The organism is Streptococcus mitis, assembly GCF_946190155.1.
GTDB lineage: Bacteria > Bacillota > Bacilli > Lactobacillales > Streptococcaceae > Streptococcus > Streptococcus mitis_CL.
The window spans coordinates 201,977-218,646 of sequence record NZ_CAMHZL010000002.1 but is presented as its reverse complement, the minus strand read 5'-3'; the positions used below and the strand labels follow the sequence as shown (position 1 = coordinate 218,646).

The window sequence follows — 16,670 nt, the reverse complement described above, 5'->3', positions numbered from 1 at the left end:
AGGCTCTCCGAAATCTCGGAAAGCCTTATTTAATGCTACTTCTAGCTTCCTCGCCTTTATATTTCAAGGCTCGGGATAAAAAGGTTCACTGGACCTTTTTATTTAGCGATTGGGTAAACAGAAACTTGTTTTTTATCGCGTCCTTTACGTTCAAAGCGTACTACGCCTTCAACTTTAGCGAACAAAGTATCGTCTCCACCACGTCCAACGTTTACACCTGGGTAGATGTGTGTACCACGTTGACGGTAAAGGATTGATCCACCTGTTACAGTTTGTCCATCAGCTGCTTTAGCTCCAAGACGTTTCGCTTGTGAATCACGTCCGTTTGATGTAGAACCTCCACCTTTTTTGTGGGCGAAAAGTTGCAAGTTGTTAAGAGTCATTTTTAACATAATGTTTTCCTCCGTGTTAGTTTTCTGTGATAACTCTGGTTTGGACGAACTCAGAAGAGTTCTCCGATAAGTTTGCCATACCTAAGAAAAATGATTCAAAGAATAACTGGGTCATTTCTCTCTGGTGTGAAGGAAGATCTTTTGGTATTTCAACCATCAGATAGCCACCTTCATCTTCGTTTAATTCTAGGATTGGTTCATAGCCTGCAAATTTCTCAATAGAATTGATAAAGTTAATGGCAAGCGTAGAAACCGATGCACACACGACATCTAAGCCGTATTCGCCACTCTCGGCGTGTCCAGTAATTTCCGCACTCCTCAGCTCGCCATCTTCGGCTCTCTCAAAGACTGCTTGTATCATGTGTTCTCCTTAAAATTAAGCGTTGATTGCGTTGATGACAACTTTTGTATATGGTTGACGGTGACCTTGTTTACGGTGGCTACCTTTTTTAGGTTTGTACTTGTAAGTAACAACTTTCTTTTGTTTTCCTTGTTTTTCAACAGTTCCAACTACAGTAGCTCCAGCAACAAGTGGAGTTCCGACAACAGTGTTTTCACCACCAACAAGAACAACTTCGTTAAAAGTAACTTCTTGACCAGCTTCAACGTTCAATTTTTCAACGTAAACTGCTTGACCAACTTCAACTTTAACTTGTTTTCCGCCAGTTTTGATAATTGCGTATGTGCTCATTATGCACCTCCTATGATTTTTATGGGTTTCCCCGAATTTTTTGTGAAGACTCGCCTAGCATCGTGGGACGAACCACTTAAACTTGAATAATCAAGCAACGATGTTCGTGCGGTTGCACAGGATCGTGCATAGTCAACTCTTCAAGTATAGCATATCTCCTATTTTCTTACAAGTAATAACACCTAAAATGAAGCTTTTTCTTTTACTTTTTTCTGCCAAGAGGCAAAAAGCATGCTAATGTAAAAAATGCTCATCATAATAGGAACACCAAGAATGGTCTTTTCATGATAGAAAATCGTCAAATAGGCTGAAAAGACAACGCCAAGGACAAAACTACTAAGCAGGCTAACAAATATAAATCCTTCACGCAAAAAAGGTGTGTGCTTGGTTCGGAAATAATCTCCAAAAGCCAGCATGGTCCGTTTGATATTCCCTGTCATAAAAGCGTTATTATAGGCAATACCCGACACTTCTCCAAAAGCAGTTGTCACCAGTCCCATACAGAAAGCTAAGGGCGGCACTAGATAGATATTATCTACAGTTTGCGGCACAAAACCAATAATGATTGATAAGATTGCCAAAGGAATCAGTGACAGAATTGGTTTTTTCACAATTCTCAATTTTTCCTTATAAATCGTTAGTAAAAAGACTCCCATCATAAAAGCTAGTAAGGTCATTACTTTGGCACTGGCATCTGACACATTGTGTTGAATGAGTCCCACTGATAAAAAGACTACATTCCCAGTTTGTCCAGCTACAAGAGTATTCCCTCGCACAATAAACGTATAGGCATCTACATAACCTGCACAAAAAGTCAAAAAAAGTGCTAGCCTCTTAGACTGACGTGATATTTTTCTTATAGGTAATAACCTCATTTTCCCTCCCATTTCATTTACTCATCTCATTATTGTACCACTTTCTTTGGAAAAGACCTAGTAGCTTATTTGAAAATTTTTACCCTCTGTTGGATAGTCTCGTTTATCTATGTTATAATGAAAGAAGGATTTGAAATCGAAAAAGGAGTAACTATGCTTAAATTAGGTGTCATCGGAACAGGGGCTATCAGTCACCACTTCATAGAAGCAGCCCATTCCAGTGGAGAATACAAGCTGGTCGCAGTCTATTCTAGAAAACTAGAAACTGCGGCAACCTTTGCTTCTCGCTATCAGGATATCCAACTCTTTGATCAAGTAGCAGACTTCTTCAAGAGCTCCTTTGATGTGGTCTATATTGCTAGCCCAAACTCCTTGCATTTTGCTCAGGCAAAAGCTGCATTGTCTGCAGGGAAACATGTCATTCTTGAAAAGCCAGCTGTCACTCAGCCACAAGAATGGCTAGATTTGAGACATACAGCTGAGAAAAATCACTGTTTTATCTTTGAAGCAGCTCGTAATTATCACGAGAAAGCTTTCACTACTATCAAAAACTTTTTAGCAGACAAGCATGTGTTGGGAGCAGATCTCAACTATGCCAAGTATTCTTCCAAGATGCCGGACTTGTTGGCTGGACAAACACCAAATGTCTTTTCAGACCGTTTTGCTGGTGGAGCTCTTATGGATTTGGGGATTTATCCTCTCTACATTGCCGTTCGTCTCTTTGGAAAATCTAATGACGCGACTTACCATGATCAACAGCTTGACAATAGCATTGACCTAAATGGAGATGGAATCCTCTTCTACCCTGACTTTCAAGTTCATATCAAGGCTGGGAAAAACATCACTTCCAATCTTCCTTGCGAGATTTATACGACAGATGGAACCCTGACGCTCAACACCATCGAACATGTCAGCTCGGCTATTTTTACCGACCACCAAGGAAATCAAGTCCAGCTCCCTATCCAACAGGCTCCTCATACGATGACTGAGGAAGTCTCTGCATTTGCACACATGATCCAGCAACCAGATCTGAATCTCTACCAAACTTGGCTGGAAGATGCAAGTTCAGTTCATGAGCTACTATATACCATGCGCCAGACTGCTGGCATTAGATTTGAGGCAGAAAATGAAAACTAAACTACCGACTGAATGGCAAGAACTGAGTGACCAACTCGGTTTCCAAGAATTCACCCCCATTCAAATTCAACTATTTGAGCCCCTTCTTGCTGGAGAAAATCTTCTAGGAGTGAGCCCAACAGGAACTGGTAAGACCCTAGCTTACCTTCTACCAAGTCTTCTCAGACTACAAAAGAAAAAAGCCCAACAACTCTTGATTCTAGCACCAAATACAGAACTTGCTGGACAGATTTTTGATGTATGTAAAACGTGGGCTGAAGCTATCGGCTTAACTGCCCAACTCTTCTTATCAGGTTCGAGTCAGAAACGCCAGATTGAACGCCTAAAAAAAGGACCAGAAATTCTGATTGGAACCCCTGGCCGTATCTTTGAACTAATTAAATTGAAAAAAATCAAGATGATGAATGTGGAAACCATCATCCTGGATGAATTCGACCAATTGCTAGATGATTCTCAGATTCACTTTGTCGAGAAAATCACTCACTACGCACCGCGTGACCACCAACTGGTCTACATGAGTGCGACGACCAAGTTTGACCAAGAAAAGATTGCACCTAACACACGTACCATTGATCTTTCTGACCAAAAATTGGACAACATCCAGCACTTCTACATGCAGGTAGATCAACGTCACCGAGTGGATATGCTACGAAAACTGGCTCATGTTGAGGATTTCCGCGGTCTGGTCTTCTTTAACAGCCTGTCAGACCTTGGAAGCACAGAAGAAAAACTACAGTATCGGGATATCTTGGCTGTTTCTCTTGCTAGTGATGTCAATGTTAAATTTAGAAAAGTCATCTTAGAAAAGTTTAAAGACAAGCAACTAACTCTGCTTCTGGCAACAGACCTTCTGGCTCGTGGGATTGATATCGATAGTTTAGAATGTGTCGTAAACTTTGATGTTCCTAGAGACATCGAAACCTACACTCACCGTGCTGGCCGTACTGGTCGCATGGGCAAAGAAGGTTATGTTATCACTCTAGTAACCCATCCTGAAGAGCTTAAAAAACTTAAGAAGTTTGCAAGTATACGAGAAATTGTTTTGAAAAACCAAGAACTCTATATTAAATAATGTTGGCCTTCGCCAACCTCTGATTTAAAATAAGATCCTTAGAATACGAGTTCCTAAGGACCTTATCTCAAGACTGAGCTTGGGACAATAGCCCCTTATCTCCAAAAAAGCAACGGATTTGCCGTTGCTTTTTTGTGGTTGAAAACTATTTTGTCACAACCTCTTTTTGCTTACTAAAAATTAAAGAATTCCATGGCCTGTTTGAAAAGTAATTCCGTATACTCTGGGTCTTCTTGGGCAATGGTAACTTGATCTTGAATCATTTCCAAATCATCCGTTATCATGCCGTCAGCTCCCAATTGAACAGATTTATCAAAGGACTCTGAACTATTGATGGTCCACACGTACAATTTCTGATCGGTATTCCAAAGCTTGTTGACAAAATTTTCATCTAAAGTTGAATACTCCATGGTATAACCTGTAGCCTTGGTTCTTGGAAAAATACTATTATAAGGTAGGATAAAATAGACTGGAATTTGAGAATCATAGACTAGCACCTGATCAATCACATGGTAGTCTAAAGATTGCATTTGGTGACCATTCTGCTTAAGAACCGATCCATATTTTTCCAAAAAGCGTTTCATCATATCTGGACTATCTTTTCGACTGGTTTTAATTTCAATAAGGAGTTTTTGATGCAATTCATTGGCTTTATTGAGATAGTCATCAAAACTGGACACCTTGCTATGATAGCCATTTTCTGAAATATCAAGTTTGGTTAATTCTTCCAAAGTGAGATCCTGAGGATTGGCATTAACTCCTGTCAGATTCTTGATATTAGCATCATGCATCATGACAAACTGGCCATCTTTTGTTTCCTGAACATCTGTCTCAACGAAGTCTGGACTTAGTTGAGCCGTCTTTTCTAAAGATTGGACGGTATTTTGCACACCATTCTTATTAGATACTCCCCTGTGAGAGATAATCAAAGGTTTATTAGCAACTGGAGCTTCCAAATAAACATAACCCTCAAGAGCGAAAAAGATACAAGCACAGCCCATCACTCCCCATCTCATCCAGTGGTCTTTCTTTCTCCTTGGTGTGATTTCAAGTTCTTCTCCTGTTAGGAAGGAAACAAACTTAATGAGAAAGTAAGTCAAGGCTATGTAGTGGAAATTCTTAATCAAGACAAAGTTGATAATTCCCAGTACAAGAGATTCCTTATGGGTCAGACCATCCATCAGTGCCTGACTTGCTAATATTGGAATCAACAGAAGAATGAAAAATAGGTAGGTTTTGACGATAATCCAAAGCAAGTTCCAAGTATAAAACCAGGAGTGCTTTCTTGTCTTCTCTAAACTGTATCTGACAGCTTCTTTGACTGTTTTCTTTTCAAATAAAAGCTGAGGTAGGGCAAACATAAAACGCACTGAAATGTAAAATAGAAGTAAAGCCAGAATAGTGACCACTATACCTACCAGCCAATACTTGTCTTCCACATAATCAACGATAAAGTCCGGAATGACAATTTTATTGAGATAGTAAATCTTTAAAATCTTTCGAATCAACGGAAAAAGCATCATGACATAAAAGAAGATAAAGGCTATCTTAGCAAGCGTGACTTGCTTCATAAACAAGAAACTTTGTCGAAAGACCTTGCGACTATACTCCAGCAGGGTTCTCTTTTCATGATAGAGGAGGTGTCGAGCTCCGATGAAGAGAAGTCCTATCTGGTAATAGGCGACCAATAAATTAACAATTACAAGAACAAATAAAGCAAGACTAACAAAGGGTGAGCCCGTTATTATTTCAAAAATATTATTGTAGGAAAGAAATAGATAGCCTGTCTGACGAAGCAAAAGTCCAGCAATCCAAGAATTTGATGGTAACCAGACAAACTCAATCATCATGAAAATCAAGAAAAAAAGAAAGAGTATTTTATCTAGATTAAAGTATATCTGCTTAAAACCTAGATTTTTAGGTTTTTCAGGTTTCATAGGCACTCCTAGTCAAATAATTGAGACAAGTCCAAGCCTCCAAAAGGATTGTTTGATAGGCTACTTTCTGTCCCTAACAATTCTCTAGCTTGATCCGACTCTAGGAAGGACTCGTAAACACGCGCCGTCATTCGAGCATCCTCTAAGCTATTATGAGACTGACCTTTGAATCCAAGAAACGAAGCAACAGATTGCAATTTAAGATTGGCAATACCATGTAAATCTGAACTCCGACGTTCAAAAGCTTCATCATACAGATCTACCTTATACTGCTCGCTGTAGTCTAAACCATGCTCTGCTAGAATAGGCAAATCACTTTTAGCAGCATTGTATCCAACCATCGGCAAAGCACCCACAAAATCTTGGAATTCTTTTATAACTTTCTCCACTGGTGGAGCATCCTTTAAGGTCTCGGCTGTAATCCCAGTCAAACCATTGATAAAACTTTTTAGAGGTACACTGGTATGAACATAAGAATCATAGGCATCTATTTCCTGACCATCACTAAAATGCACTGCCGATACTTGAATCAAGTGTGTTTGCCCTTCATGCTGATTAAATTCTAAGTCAAAAGCAATGTAATCTTCTAATCGTTCCATTTTCTACCTCTCCTATACTGTTATTTTATACTCTTCGAAAATCAAATTCAAACCACGTCAACGTCGCCTTGCCGTAGGTATATGTTACTGACTTCGTCAGTTCTATCCACAACCTCAAAACAGTGTTTTGAGCAGCCTGCGGCTACTTTCCTAGTTTGCTCTTTGATTTTCATTGAGTATTACTTGAGCAACTATACTATTTAGAAATAAAAGAAGCCATCAGGTTAGCATTTAACCTAAACAGCTCCTTGATTATCCTCCAAATAAACGAGCAAAAAAGCCTTTCTTAGTTGATTGGACTTCTTCTTTTGCTTGGTCCAGCTCTAGCTTAAGATTTTCTTGATCCTTCATGGCTTGAAGGGTCAATTGTTGCTGCTGATCGAGTTGTTTGTCTTTCTCAGCAATCTGACGGTCTTTGATACGCATCTGCTCGTCTTTTTCTGATAACTGACGATCCTTTGCTTTTAATTGTTCATAAAGACGAAGAATTTCTGCATTCTTCTCATCAACCAGAATCTCCATCAGCTCACGTTGCTTGACATCTTCACTGACAGGCTCATCTTCAAAAATCGTTTTTTTATAGATTTCTTCTAGCTTAATCAAGCCACTTCTGGTAACTACTGTTACCCCTTTGTCATTTTTATCTGTGTCTTCTTCTGGTAATTCTTTGACACGGTTATTGATTGCTTGGCGAGATAATCCTAAGACCTCTGCAATCTCACTGACGGTCATTTCAATACTCATAATATCCTCTGAAACGTTTTCTAGCTTTTCTTTACTTAAATCTTATCATAAGCTAGAAAAACTGTCAAATTTCCGCTTAATCTAAAGCCTTTAAAAAGGCTAATAAGACTTGAGCAGAGCGACTAAGACTTGAGCAGAGCGACGTCCAGCTTCAATAATAAACTCATCAAAAGAGATGTTTGCTTCATGGTTGGCATTGTCACTCATAGCTCGGATGACTAAGACTGGAAGATTAAGGGCATGCGCTGCCTGAGCAATCGCTGCCCCCTCCATCTCAACAGCCAAAACTTCTGGGAAATGAGACTTAATCGCTTCTATCTTATCATTTCCTGCAACAAAACTATCTCCTGTAGCAATCAAACCAAGATGCCAGTTCTGATCCAATTGAGATAAACTCTCTTGGATTTTAGCAACAAAGGTTTTATCTGATTCGAAATAAAGCGGTTGTTGCGCCATTTGTCCATAAGCATAACCAAAAGCTGTGACATCCACATCATGATAGGCTAATTTGTCAGCAATCACAACATCACCAACAGCAATACCTTCTGCCACTGCCCCAGCAGATCCTGTGTTAATCAAAGCGTCCACCTGGAAATGATCAGCTAAAATCGCCACACTCATAGCAGACATGACCTTACCAATTCCACTCTCTACAAGAACGACTTCATGCGAGGCAATGGTTCCTGTATGATAGGTATTGCCTAAAACAACTTGCTCCTGGGCATTGTCTAAATGCTGGACCAGATAAGCCAGTTCTTCTGGCATAGCCGCAATAATTCCTATTTTCATTTCTATTCCTTTTCTATTACAAAAGTTTCATTGCTAAGACAAGCAAAATCAAGAGAAAGATGACTGCGAATAAGATTTTATTCAACTTAGAATTGAAGACATTTCTCTTGGTATTTTCAATGCGACGGCTTTTATGAATAGACGGTTCGACCTGAATCTTCAAGGTTTCCTGGCTAAAACCATGATCCTTAGGATTGGCATAACCAAAACGGGAAGAAGAGGTTGGTAAAATTTTTGTCTCCTCATCATCTAGCAAAGGAGGACCTGAAATCTTTTCGCCTCTATTAGCTCTTTCAATCATTTCATCCGTTAATAAAGGTTTACCCATACTGACCTCCTCTATTTTTTTTGCAATTCCCAATACTGAACAGCCATAATTGTCTTGGCATCGCAGATATGACCTGATTGGATCAATTCCTTGGCTTCTTCTAAGCTCACTTCAAGAACTTCCAAGGTCTCATCTTCATCCTGCGGACGCGGATTTTCCACTTTCGTCAAATCGCTTGCTAGGTATAGTTTTAATTTTTCATTACAAAAGCCAATGGCTGAATAAAAGTCATACAAAAGTTCTAATTTCCCTGTATAGGCTGTTTCTTCCTCTAATTCACGAAGGGCTGCTGCAACAGGGTCTGTATTTTCTCCTACTTCCAACTTTCCGGCTGGAATTTCGTAAGAGACTGCCTCGATAGCTTTACGGTACTGCTTGACCAAGATGAGTTTTTGCTCATCGGTTACGGCTAAAACGCAGACAGCTCCATTGTGGAAAATCAAATCACGTTGGGCAGTTCCCTTACCTTCTGGTAATTCAACCTGGTCTTGAACCAGTTTAAAAATTGGTCCTTGATAGATTTCTTTTCGACTAAGCGTTTTTTCTTCAAATTCCATGATAGGCTCCTACTGATTCTTAGGATGATGAGGAAGGCGAGTTGCATATTCGTCTTTATTGACCTGACGTCCACGACCAATAGCAATAGCATCCGCTGGAACGTCTTTGGTAATAGTTGAACCCGCACCAACGAGGGAATTGTCACCAAGTTCTACTGGCGCAATAATGGTTGAATTTGAACCAACAAAGACATTGTTGCCAATGACTGTCTTGTATTTGTTTTTTCCGTCATAGTTGACTGTAATGGTTCCTGCACCAAAATTAACTTTGCTACCCACTTCACAGTTTCCGATATAAGTCAAATGTCCAGCCTTAGTATTCTCACCGATTGAAGAACCTTTCACCTCAACAAAGTTACCAATGTGGACTTGGGCAGCTAGGCTTGAGCCTGGACGAATATGGGCATAAGGACCGACTGTCACACCGTCCGCAACACTACTTTCCTCAATCATAGAGTTGGTAATAACAGCTCCTGCTCCGATAGTGCTATCCACTACATAAGTACCGTTTGTCAAAACAGTCTCAGCACCAATTTTCGTTTGCCCCTTCAAGCTAACATTGGCTTCGATTTGAACTTCAGGAGCAATCTCAACATCAATATCGATATAAGTTGCTTCTGGATTGACAAAACTAACACCGTTGACCATGTGTTTATGATTGATGCGACGACGCATAACCGACTCAGCAGTCGCAAGAGCCACACGATCGTTTACTCCAAGACTCTCATCAAAATCTTTCAAAGTATAAGCACCAACTTTTTCACCAGCTTCACGGAAAATGCCAATGACGTCTGTAATATAGTATTCGCCTTGAGCGTTATTGGTATTGATATTTTTCAAAGCCTCAAACAAACGCTCGTTATCAAAAACATATGTTCCAGTGTTGATTTCCTTGATTTGCTTTTCAAAATCTGTAGCATCCTTCTGCTCAACAATGCGAAGAACCTCAGCATTGTCATTACGTACAATTCGTCCATAGCCAAAAGGATTATCTGTTTCAGCAGTCAAGATAGTGGCCACATTTTTATGTTTGATGTGGAAATCAATCAAGTTTTTCAAGCTTTCACCTGTGATTAAAGGAGTATCCCCTGCGATTACCAAGGTATGACCTGACAAACCTTCTAGGATAGGCTCTGTCATCATAACTGCATGGCCAGTCCCTAACTGTTCAGATTGAGTTACAAATTCTGTCTGTCCAGCCAAGACCTCTTCCACCAATTCCGCCTTGTGTCCTACAACTGTTACTGTCTTTTCAGGTTGGATAGCTCCCACACTACGGAAAACATGTTCTAGCATAGAAATACCCGCAACCTTGTGCAAAACTTTTGGCAAATCCGATTTCATGCGAGTTCCTTTACCCGCTGCTAAAATAATGGCATAATTTGACATAATCTTCTCTTTTCTCTAGAAATTCCCTTTTATTATACCATATTTCAAATCATTCCGCGCTCTTGAATGAAAAAATGCTCTAAAGTCTTTTCTTAACCCATTTTTTGAGTATTTTTTTTGATTTTTTTTCATTTTTAAGGTAAAATTATAAGGTATGAGAAAGAAAATTAATCCGCTTATTTTATTTGGTTTTTTTGGAATTATGATTTTCATTTTAATCCTAAATCGCCCTCGTTTTGAGGACCATCCTGTAAAAACAAAGTCAAATATCGCGCAAGTAGAAACACAAGCACTACATAATATAGATAAACCAGTAATTGATGTTTCTGGTTGGCAACGACCTGAAGAAATTAATTACGATACTCTTTCCCAAAACATTTCTGGAGCCATCGTTCGTGTTCATAGTGGTGCTCAAACATCCAAAGAAAATGATGCTTCTTTTGTTAATGGGGTAGATAAAGCCTTTAAAAACCATATTACCGAGTTTCAAAAACGAAATGTCCCAGTAGGTGTCTACGCTTATGTGGCAGGTAAAAGTATCCAAGAAATGGAAAAAGCTGCTGAAAGTTTTTATAATTCCGCATCGCCATACAGCCCTAGCTACTATTGGCTAGATGTGGAAGAAAAAACCATGTCCAATATGAACGAAGGTGTTGAAGCCTTTCGTGCAAAACTAGAATCACTAGGTGCTAAAAATATCGGAATCTACGTCGGAGTCTACTTCATGGAAGAACACAGTATTGATACTGACAAGTTTACGTCTGTTTGGATTCCTTCCTATGGTTCTGACTCAGGATTTTACGAGGCAACTCCTAAGACTGACTTAGATTACGATATTCACCAATACACTTCTAAAGGGAAAATTGCTGGCTTTGACCACGATTTGGATATCAACGTCATCTCTTCCTTAAAAAATAAAGAAGAAACCTTTAGAAAACTCTTTTTAAAACCTTAAAAGCATTTGTTTATCATTTGCTTTTTCTTTTTGTGTTTGATTGTGATACAATATAGTAAGGATTTTTTGAAATAGAAATAGTTGGAGGAACAATATGCTCTCATGGTTAGCACGTGTTATTAAAGGGATTGTCATTGCTCTTGGATTTATTCTACCGGGAATTTCCGGAGGGGTTCTAGCAGCAATCTTAGGAATTTATGAACGGATGATTGGCTTTCTGGCCCATCCCTTTAAAGACTTTAAAGAAAATGTTTTGTATTTTATACCAGTTGCCATTGGTATGCTTCTGGGAATCGGATTATTTTCCTACCCGATTGAATACCTGCTTGAAAATTATCAGGTCTTTGTCTTATGGAGCTTTGCGGGTGCCATCATTGGTACAGTTCCTAGCCTTCTCAAAGAATCAACTCGAGAATCTGATCGAGACAAGATTGATTTAGCTTGGTTCTGGATAACCTTTATCATTTCTGGATTAGGACTCTATGCCTTAAATTTTGTCGTTGGAACCTTAAGTGCCAGCTTTCTTAATTTCGTTCTAGCAGGTGCACTGCTGGCTCTTGGCGTATTGGTTCCTGGCCTCAGTCCATCAAATCTACTTTTGATTTTGGGTCTCTATGCTCCTATGTTGACTGGTTTTAAAACCTTTGACCTCTTGGGAACCTTTTTCCCGATTGGAATCGGGGCAGGTGCAACTCTCATCATTTTTTCAAAATTGATGGATTATGCCTTAAACAACTATCACTCACGCGTCTATCATTTCATCATCGGTATCGTCCTATCAAGTACCCTTTTGATTTTGATTCCAAATTCAGGAAACGCTGAGAGTATCCAATACACAGGCCTTTCACTTGTTGGGTATGTTATCATCGCCTTCTTCTTTGCGTTGGGAATTTGGCTTGGTATTTGGATGAGCCAATTGGAGGATAAATATAAATAATGGCAAAAAAAGTTAAAATCAAAAAAACATTGGTAGAACAAATCCTGTCTAAAGCAGGTATCCCACATCAGGGGATTCAAATCAATGCCCTAGAAGGAGAGCTTCCTCAAGGTTATGAACGAGATCAGATTTTCAAAACCTTGGCTCTTTTGGGAGATAAAACAGGACCGATTATCGGAATTGTGCCCATCACTCAACACTTGTCTGAAAAGAAATTAGCCAAAATTTCTGGCAATAAAAAAGTGAGCATGATTCCACAAAAGGACTTGGAAAAAACAACTGGTTACATTCATGGAACCAATAATCCTGTCGGAATTCGTCAGAAACACAATTACCCCATTTTTATCGATAAGATCGCTCTAGACTTGGATCAAATGATTGTCTCTGCTGGAGAAGTTGGTCACAGCATTATCGTCGCACCACAAGACTTGGCTAGCTTTGTAAAAGCTGACTTTGCAGATATCTTGGAGGACAGTAAGTAATGAAACTCTACTTTGTCCGCCACGGTCGTACAGTCTGGAACCAAGAAGGACGCTTTCAAGGTGCTAGCGGAGATTCTCCCCTTCTTCCTGAATCTATTGACACCCTAAAACAACTAGGGCAGTATCTCAAGGATGTTCCTTTCGATCAGATTTATTCAAGTGATTTACCTCGAGCGGTCAAATCTGCTGAGATTATCCAAAGTCAACTCAAGACACCCTGTCCTTTAGAAAGTGTTTCTAATCTCCGTGAATGGCAGCTGGGGAAGTTAGAAGGTTTGAAAATCGCAACCTTGGAAGCTATTTACCCGCAACAAATCAAAGCTTTTCGATCTAATCTTGCTCAATTTGACACTCAAATGTTTGGAGCCGAATCCCTCTATAGCACCACACAACGGACCATCCAATTTATCAAATCATTAAAAGATAGTCCAGCTGAGCGTATTCTAATTGTCGGTCACGGTGCCAATCTTACTGCCAGTCTTCGTACTCTTCTAGGATATAAAGAACCACTTCTTCGTAAAGATGGCGGTCTAGCAAATGCCAGCCTGACAATTCTAGAAACCCATGATTTTGAAACATTTACTCTCGATACTTGGAATGATACTTCCTATCAATAACAGAACTTGATTTTAGCGTCAAGTTCTTTTTAGTTTTGAAAGATTATCCGTGAATTTCTTGGCTATTTATGATAAAATGGGAGTATCGCAAAAATGACTCATCGTATTCAATTTTGAGTAAAACTAGGAGGATCCCATGTCAACAGAACATATGGAAGAACTAAATGACCAGCAGATCGTTCGCCGTGAAAAAATGGCTGCGCTTCGTGAACAAGGAATCGATCCTTTCGGAAAACGCTTTGAACGCACTGCAAATTCACAAGAATTAAAAGATAAATTTGCTGACCTCGATAAAGAACAATTACATGATAAAAACGAAACAGCTACTATCGCTGGACGCTTGGTAACCAAACGTGGTAAAGGTAAAGTAGGTTTTGCTCACCTTCAAGACCGCGAAGGTCAAATCCAGATCTACGTTCGTAAGGATGCTGTCGGTGAAGAAAACTATGAAATCTTCAAAAAAGCAGACCTTGGTGACTTCCTTGGTGTCGAAGGCGAAGTCATGCGTACAGATATGGGAGAACTCTCTATCAAAGCTACTCACATCACACACTTGTCTAAGGCTCTTCGTCCTCTTCCTGAGAAATTCCACGGTTTGACAGACGTTGAAACAATTTACCGTAAACGTTACCTTGACTTGATTTCTAACCGTGAAAGTTTTGAGCGTTTTGTCACTCGTTCAAAAATCATCTCTGAAATCCGTCGTTACCTTGATCAAAAAGGTTTCCTTGAAGTGGAAACACCTGTTCTTCACAACGAAGCTGGTGGTGCTGCTGCCCGTCCATTTATCACTCACCACAATGCCCAAAACATTGACATGGTACTTCGTATCGCGACTGAGCTTCACTTGAAACGCCTTATCGTCGGTGGTATGGAACGCGTCTATGAAATTGGCCGTATCTTCCGTAACGAAGGAATGGATGCTACTCACAACCCTGAGTTTACTTCTATCGAAGTTTACCAAGCTTATGCAGACTTCCAAGACATCATGGACTTGACGGAAGGTATTATCCAACACGCTGCTAAATCAGTTAAGGGAGATGGTCCAGTCAACTATCAAGGTACTGAAATCAAGATTAACCAACCATTTAAACGTGTTCACATGGTTGATGCTATCAAAGAAATTACTGGTGTCGATTTCTGGCAAGACATGACTTTGGAGGAAGCCAAAGCTATCGCTGCTGAGAAAAAAGTTCCAGTTGAGAAACACTACACTGAAGTTGGTCACATTATCAATGCCTTCTTTGAAGAGTTTGTTGAAGAAACTTTGATCCAACCAACCTTTGTTTATGGACATCCAGTAGCTGTATCTCCACTGGCTAAGAAAAATCCTGAAGACGAACGCTTTACTGACCGTTTCGAGCTCTTCATCATGACTAAGGAGTACGGTAATGCCTTTACTGAGTTGAACGACCCAATCGACCAGCTTAGCCGTTTCGAAGCCCAAGCCAAAGCCAAAGAACTTGGTGACGATGAAGCGACAGGCATCGACTACGACTACATTGAAGCCCTTGAATACGGTATGCCTCCAACAGGTGGTTTAGGAATAGGTATCGACCGTCTCTGCATGCTCCTCACTGACACAACCACTATCCGTGACGTATTGCTCTTCCCAACAATGAAATAAGCTCTTATCCTCTGACTCTTGTCAGGGGATTTTTCGATACAAAAAGAGACTGAGGAAAAACTCAATCTCTACTTTTCACTTCTTTTGTTGCCACATCTTCTCCAAACCATTTTTGGCTGATTTCTTGGAGCTTTCCTTCTTGGTATAGTTGAACAAAGGCCTGGTTTAATGCTGTTAATAATCTTTTATCAGCTGGTCTAACTCCGACCGCAAAGGATTCACTTTCAAATCCTGCTGAAAGGACATTGTAGTCATTTAATATACCCTCAGACTGGAGATAGTAATTAGCATACACTCGGTCAATCAACAAGGCATCAATCCGGTCATTTTTCAAATCAATCAAGGCCTCATTAAAACTCTGGTACTGATTAGCCTTCTGGTCTTTGACACGATTTTTCAATAAATCTGGCTTGGCTTCAAAGTCTAAATAACCAGAGGAACCTGCTTGGGCTCCCAAGGTCTTATCCTTCATATCCTCTACTGAATGAATCTGCTGGTTTTTCTTAGCAACCAGAACCTGCTGATTTTCCATATAAGGAATGCTAAAAGCAACGTTCTCTCGGCGCTCATCTGTGGCAGAATAGCCATTCCAGATGGCGTCTATGGTTCCATTTTGCAGTTCCGTCTCCTTCATATCCCAGTCGATTGGCTGAAATTGCACCTTGACACCTAATTTTTCAGAGACAGCTTGTGCCAAATCAATATCAAAGCCTGTATATTGGCCATTCTTTTCTTCAAAACCCATGGGTACAAAGGTATTGTCAAAACCAATAGTAATGGTTCCCTGCTCTTGATACTTATCCCAGTTATCCTGCTTTGGATCACTAGCTTTCTGAGTACAGGCCGTTAAAAAGAGAGTCAGGAGAGAAACCAATACTAAAGCAATTTTCTTATTAGTCATCGGCACCTCCTACTTGGGCTCAACCTTAAGAATCTGGTCTGCGATATTTTCAGCGAATTGTAAGTCGTGGGTTACCACAATCTGCGTCATCCCAAGTTCCCTATTTTGCAAGATTAGTTTTTCCACTTCCAAGCGCAATTCTGGATCTAGGGCAGAAGTTGGTTCATCGTAGCCAATGATTTCTGGGTCAATCATCATAGCACGCGCCAAGGCCACACGCTGCTTTTGCCCACCAGATAATGAGAAAGGATAGGCATCTGCGTGCCCTGCTAGTCCTAACTGTTCCAAAAGCCCTCGCGCCTTCTTCTCAGTCTCTTCCTGCTTCATTCCCATAGTTTTCACAGGTGATAAAGTCAAATTATCTAGAACTGATAAATGAGGGAAAAGTTGAAAATCTTGAAATACAAATCCCAATAGATTTCGCTTCTCCAGTTCATCCAGTTCTAAAGATTCTCCATTATAAAAGATTTGCCCTGAATCAATGGTTTCAAGACCTGCAAGCATACGTAAGAGGGTTGTCTTACCTCCACCAGAAGGTCCTACGATAGCCAAGATTTGCTTTTCAGGAATTTTTAGACTGAAATTAGATAAAATTTGCTTTTCACCAAAGCCTTTATTGATGTTTCGTAATTCTAACATGG

General features: G+C 40.0%; 20 protein-coding genes and 1 other annotated feature. Of the genes, 7 read left to right on the top strand and 13 right to left on the bottom strand.

All coding sequences use genetic code 11. From position 1 onward, the window contains the following. Positions 1-98: 98 nt before the first annotated feature. From rpmA to N8O80_RS03050, 4 genes are all read right to left on the bottom strand, one after another. Positions 99-392, bottom strand: coding sequence for a 50S ribosomal protein L27 (rpmA, locus tag N8O80_RS03065; protein ID WP_000916509.1), 294 nt, complete (start codon positions 390-392; stop codon positions 99-101). Positions 393-408: 16 nt separating this feature from the next. Next, positions 409-753, bottom strand: a complete 345-nt coding sequence (locus N8O80_RS03060; protein ID WP_000613699.1) for a ribosomal-processing cysteine protease Prp — start codon at positions 751-753, stop codon at positions 409-411. 15 nt (positions 754-768) lie between these two features. Further along, entirely contained in the window at positions 769-1,083 is a 315-nt protein-coding gene (rplU, locus tag N8O80_RS03055) for a 50S ribosomal protein L21 (RefSeq protein WP_000109141.1), read from the bottom strand. 36 nt (positions 1,084-1,119) lie between these two features. Next, positions 1,120-1,207: a sequence feature (ribosomal protein L21 leader region), on the bottom strand. Between the two features lie 58 nt (positions 1,208-1,265). Continuing rightward, entirely contained in the window at positions 1,266-1,958 is a 693-nt protein-coding gene (locus N8O80_RS03050) for a YoaK family protein (protein WP_261022068.1), read from the bottom strand. A 153-nt stretch (positions 1,959-2,111) separates the two neighbouring features. On the opposite strand from N8O80_RS03050, the gene N8O80_RS03045 reads away from it, so the two are divergent. Together N8O80_RS03045 and N8O80_RS03040 are read left to right on the top strand one after the other, a co-directional pair. Then, positions 2,112-3,095 (top strand): Gfo/Idh/MocA family protein, encoded by a 984-nt coding sequence (locus N8O80_RS03045; RefSeq protein ID WP_261026870.1) that lies wholly within the window; start codon positions 2,112-2,114, stop codon positions 3,093-3,095. Continuing rightward, positions 3,085-4,167: a DEAD/DEAH box helicase gene (locus N8O80_RS03040; RefSeq protein ID WP_033681923.1), complete on the top strand. Its 1,083-nt coding sequence runs from the start codon at positions 3,085-3,087 to the stop codon at positions 4,165-4,167. The genes N8O80_RS03045 and N8O80_RS03040 overlap by 11 nt, the downstream gene beginning before the upstream one ends. 173 nt (positions 4,168-4,340) lie before the next feature. Here the strand turns inward: N8O80_RS03040 and N8O80_RS03035 are convergent, their stop codons facing one another. The 7 genes from N8O80_RS03035 to glmU all read right to left on the bottom strand — a co-directional run bounded on the left by N8O80_RS03035 (position 4,341) and on the right by glmU (position 10,510). Continuing rightward, the gene (locus N8O80_RS03035) at positions 4,341-6,104 is read right to left on the bottom strand and encodes a glycerophosphodiester phosphodiesterase (RefSeq protein ID WP_261026867.1); all 1,764 of its coding nucleotides are present in this window, start codon (positions 6,102-6,104) and stop codon (positions 4,341-4,343) included. Between the two features lie 8 nt (positions 6,105-6,112). After that, positions 6,113-6,703, bottom strand: a complete 591-nt coding sequence (locus N8O80_RS03030; RefSeq protein ID WP_261026865.1) for a 3'-5' exonuclease — start codon at positions 6,701-6,703, stop codon at positions 6,113-6,115. A 252-nt stretch (positions 6,704-6,955) separates the two neighbouring features. Beyond that, positions 6,956-7,447, bottom strand: a complete 492-nt coding sequence (rocS, locus tag N8O80_RS03025) for a chromosome segregation protein RocS (protein WP_000021242.1) — start codon at positions 7,445-7,447, stop codon at positions 6,956-6,958. A gap of 99 nt (positions 7,448-7,546) precedes the next feature. Next, positions 7,547-8,236 (bottom strand): 5'-methylthioadenosine/adenosylhomocysteine nucleosidase, encoded by a 690-nt coding sequence (locus N8O80_RS03020; RefSeq protein ID WP_261026863.1) that lies wholly within the window; start codon positions 8,234-8,236, stop codon positions 7,547-7,549. A gap of 16 nt (positions 8,237-8,252) precedes the next feature. Continuing rightward, positions 8,253-8,564 carry a cell wall synthase accessory phosphoprotein MacP gene (macP, locus tag N8O80_RS03015; protein ID WP_000517861.1) on the bottom strand — a complete coding sequence of 104 codons (312 nt, stop codon included), beginning with the start codon at positions 8,562-8,564 and terminating at the stop codon, positions 8,253-8,255. An 11-nt stretch (positions 8,565-8,575) separates the two neighbouring features. Continuing rightward, positions 8,576-9,121: an NUDIX hydrolase gene (locus tag N8O80_RS03010; protein WP_033688949.1), complete on the bottom strand. Its 546-nt coding sequence runs from the start codon at positions 9,119-9,121 to the stop codon at positions 8,576-8,578. A 9-nt stretch (positions 9,122-9,130) separates the two neighbouring features. After that, the gene (gene glmU, locus N8O80_RS03005; protein ID WP_261026860.1) at positions 9,131-10,510 is read right to left on the bottom strand and encodes a bifunctional UDP-N-acetylglucosamine diphosphorylase/glucosamine-1-phosphate N-acetyltransferase GlmU; all 1,380 of its coding nucleotides are present in this window, start codon (positions 10,508-10,510) and stop codon (positions 9,131-9,133) included. Positions 10,511-10,664: 154 nt separating this feature from the next. Here glmU and N8O80_RS03000 point away from each other — a divergent pair, with 154 nt between their 5' ends. The 5 genes from N8O80_RS03000 (at position 10,665) to lysS (ending at position 15,128) form a co-directional block, all read left to right on the top strand. After that, positions 10,665-11,465, top strand: a complete 801-nt coding sequence (locus tag N8O80_RS03000) for a glycoside hydrolase family 25 protein (protein ID WP_120770081.1) — start codon at positions 10,665-10,667, stop codon at positions 11,463-11,465. A gap of 94 nt (positions 11,466-11,559) precedes the next feature. Then, positions 11,560-12,402 carry a DUF368 domain-containing protein gene (locus tag N8O80_RS02995; RefSeq protein ID WP_247932732.1) on the top strand — a complete coding sequence of 281 codons (843 nt, stop codon included), beginning with the start codon at positions 11,560-11,562 and terminating at the stop codon, positions 12,400-12,402. Beyond that, entirely contained in the window at positions 12,402-12,884 is a 483-nt protein-coding gene (locus N8O80_RS02990; protein WP_261026857.1) for an aminoacyl-tRNA deacylase, read from the top strand. The genes N8O80_RS02995 and N8O80_RS02990 overlap by 1 nt, the downstream gene beginning before the upstream one ends. Continuing rightward, complete coding sequence (locus tag N8O80_RS02985) at positions 12,884-13,501, top strand: histidine phosphatase family protein (protein WP_049547266.1); 618 nt, start codon at positions 12,884-12,886, stop codon at positions 13,499-13,501. Before N8O80_RS02990 ends, N8O80_RS02985 begins: the two co-directional genes overlap by 1 nt. 136 nt (positions 13,502-13,637) lie before the next feature. Further along, a complete protein-coding gene (lysS, locus tag N8O80_RS02980) occupies positions 13,638-15,128 on the top strand; it encodes a lysine--tRNA ligase (protein ID WP_120770079.1) in 1,491 nt (496 codons plus the stop codon). A gap of 61 nt (positions 15,129-15,189) precedes the next feature. On the opposite strand, the gene N8O80_RS02975 is transcribed toward lysS, so the two are convergent. Further along, positions 15,190-16,029 (bottom strand): amino acid ABC transporter substrate-binding protein, encoded by an 840-nt coding sequence (locus N8O80_RS02975; RefSeq protein ID WP_120770078.1) that lies wholly within the window; start codon positions 16,027-16,029, stop codon positions 15,190-15,192. 9 nt (positions 16,030-16,038) lie between these two features. Then, positions 16,039-16,668: an amino acid ABC transporter ATP-binding protein gene (locus N8O80_RS02970; RefSeq protein WP_120770077.1), complete on the bottom strand. Its 630-nt coding sequence runs from the start codon at positions 16,666-16,668 to the stop codon at positions 16,039-16,041. Between the last annotated feature and the right edge of the window lie 2 nt (positions 16,669-16,670).

Coding starts and splice junctions, on each gene's coding strand:
- N8O80_RS03000 (WP_120770081.1), top strand. CDS start 10,665: ATGAGAAAGAAAATTAATCCGCTTATTTTATTTGGTTTTTTTGGAATT.
- N8O80_RS03035 (WP_261026867.1), bottom strand. CDS start 6,104: ATGAAACCTGAAAAACCTAAAAATCTAGGTTTTAAGCAGATATACTTT.
- rpmA (WP_000916509.1), bottom strand. CDS start 392: ATGTTAAAAATGACTCTTAACAACTTGCAACTTTTCGCCCACAAAAAA.
- lysS (WP_120770079.1), top strand. CDS start 13,638: ATGTCAACAGAACATATGGAAGAACTAAATGACCAGCAGATCGTTCGC.
- N8O80_RS03030 (WP_261026865.1), bottom strand. CDS start 6,703: ATGGAACGATTAGAAGATTACATTGCTTTTGACTTAGAATTTAATCAG.
- N8O80_RS02970 (WP_120770077.1), bottom strand. CDS start 16,668: ATGTTAGAATTACGAAACATCAATAAAGGCTTTGGTGAAAAGCAAATT.
- N8O80_RS02985 (WP_049547266.1), top strand. CDS start 12,884: ATGAAACTCTACTTTGTCCGCCACGGTCGTACAGTCTGGAACCAAGAA.
- N8O80_RS02995 (WP_247932732.1), top strand. CDS start 11,560: ATGCTCTCATGGTTAGCACGTGTTATTAAAGGGATTGTCATTGCTCTT.
- N8O80_RS02975 (WP_120770078.1), bottom strand. CDS start 16,029: ATGACTAATAAGAAAATTGCTTTAGTATTGGTTTCTCTCCTGACTCTC.
- rplU (WP_000109141.1), bottom strand. CDS start 1,083: ATGAGCACATACGCAATTATCAAAACTGGCGGAAAACAAGTTAAAGTT.
- N8O80_RS03010 (WP_033688949.1), bottom strand. CDS start 9,121: ATGGAATTTGAAGAAAAAACGCTTAGTCGAAAAGAAATCTATCAAGGA.
- N8O80_RS03040 (WP_033681923.1), top strand. CDS start 3,085: ATGAAAACTAAACTACCGACTGAATGGCAAGAACTGAGTGACCAACTC.
- N8O80_RS03050 (WP_261022068.1), bottom strand. CDS start 1,958: ATGAGGTTATTACCTATAAGAAAAATATCACGTCAGTCTAAGAGGCTA.
- N8O80_RS03020 (WP_261026863.1), bottom strand. CDS start 8,236: ATGAAAATAGGAATTATTGCGGCTATGCCAGAAGAACTGGCTTATCTG.
- glmU (WP_261026860.1), bottom strand. CDS start 10,510: ATGTCAAATTATGCCATTATTTTAGCAGCGGGTAAAGGAACTCGCATG.
- macP (WP_000517861.1), bottom strand. CDS start 8,564: ATGGGTAAACCTTTATTAACGGATGAAATGATTGAAAGAGCTAATAGA.
- N8O80_RS02990 (WP_261026857.1), top strand. CDS start 12,402: ATGGCAAAAAAAGTTAAAATCAAAAAAACATTGGTAGAACAAATCCTG.
- N8O80_RS03045 (WP_261026870.1), top strand. CDS start 2,112: ATGCTTAAATTAGGTGTCATCGGAACAGGGGCTATCAGTCACCACTTC.
- N8O80_RS03060 (WP_000613699.1), bottom strand. CDS start 753: ATGATACAAGCAGTCTTTGAGAGAGCCGAAGATGGCGAGCTGAGGAGT.
- rocS (WP_000021242.1), bottom strand. CDS start 7,447: ATGAGTATTGAAATGACCGTCAGTGAGATTGCAGAGGTCTTAGGATTA.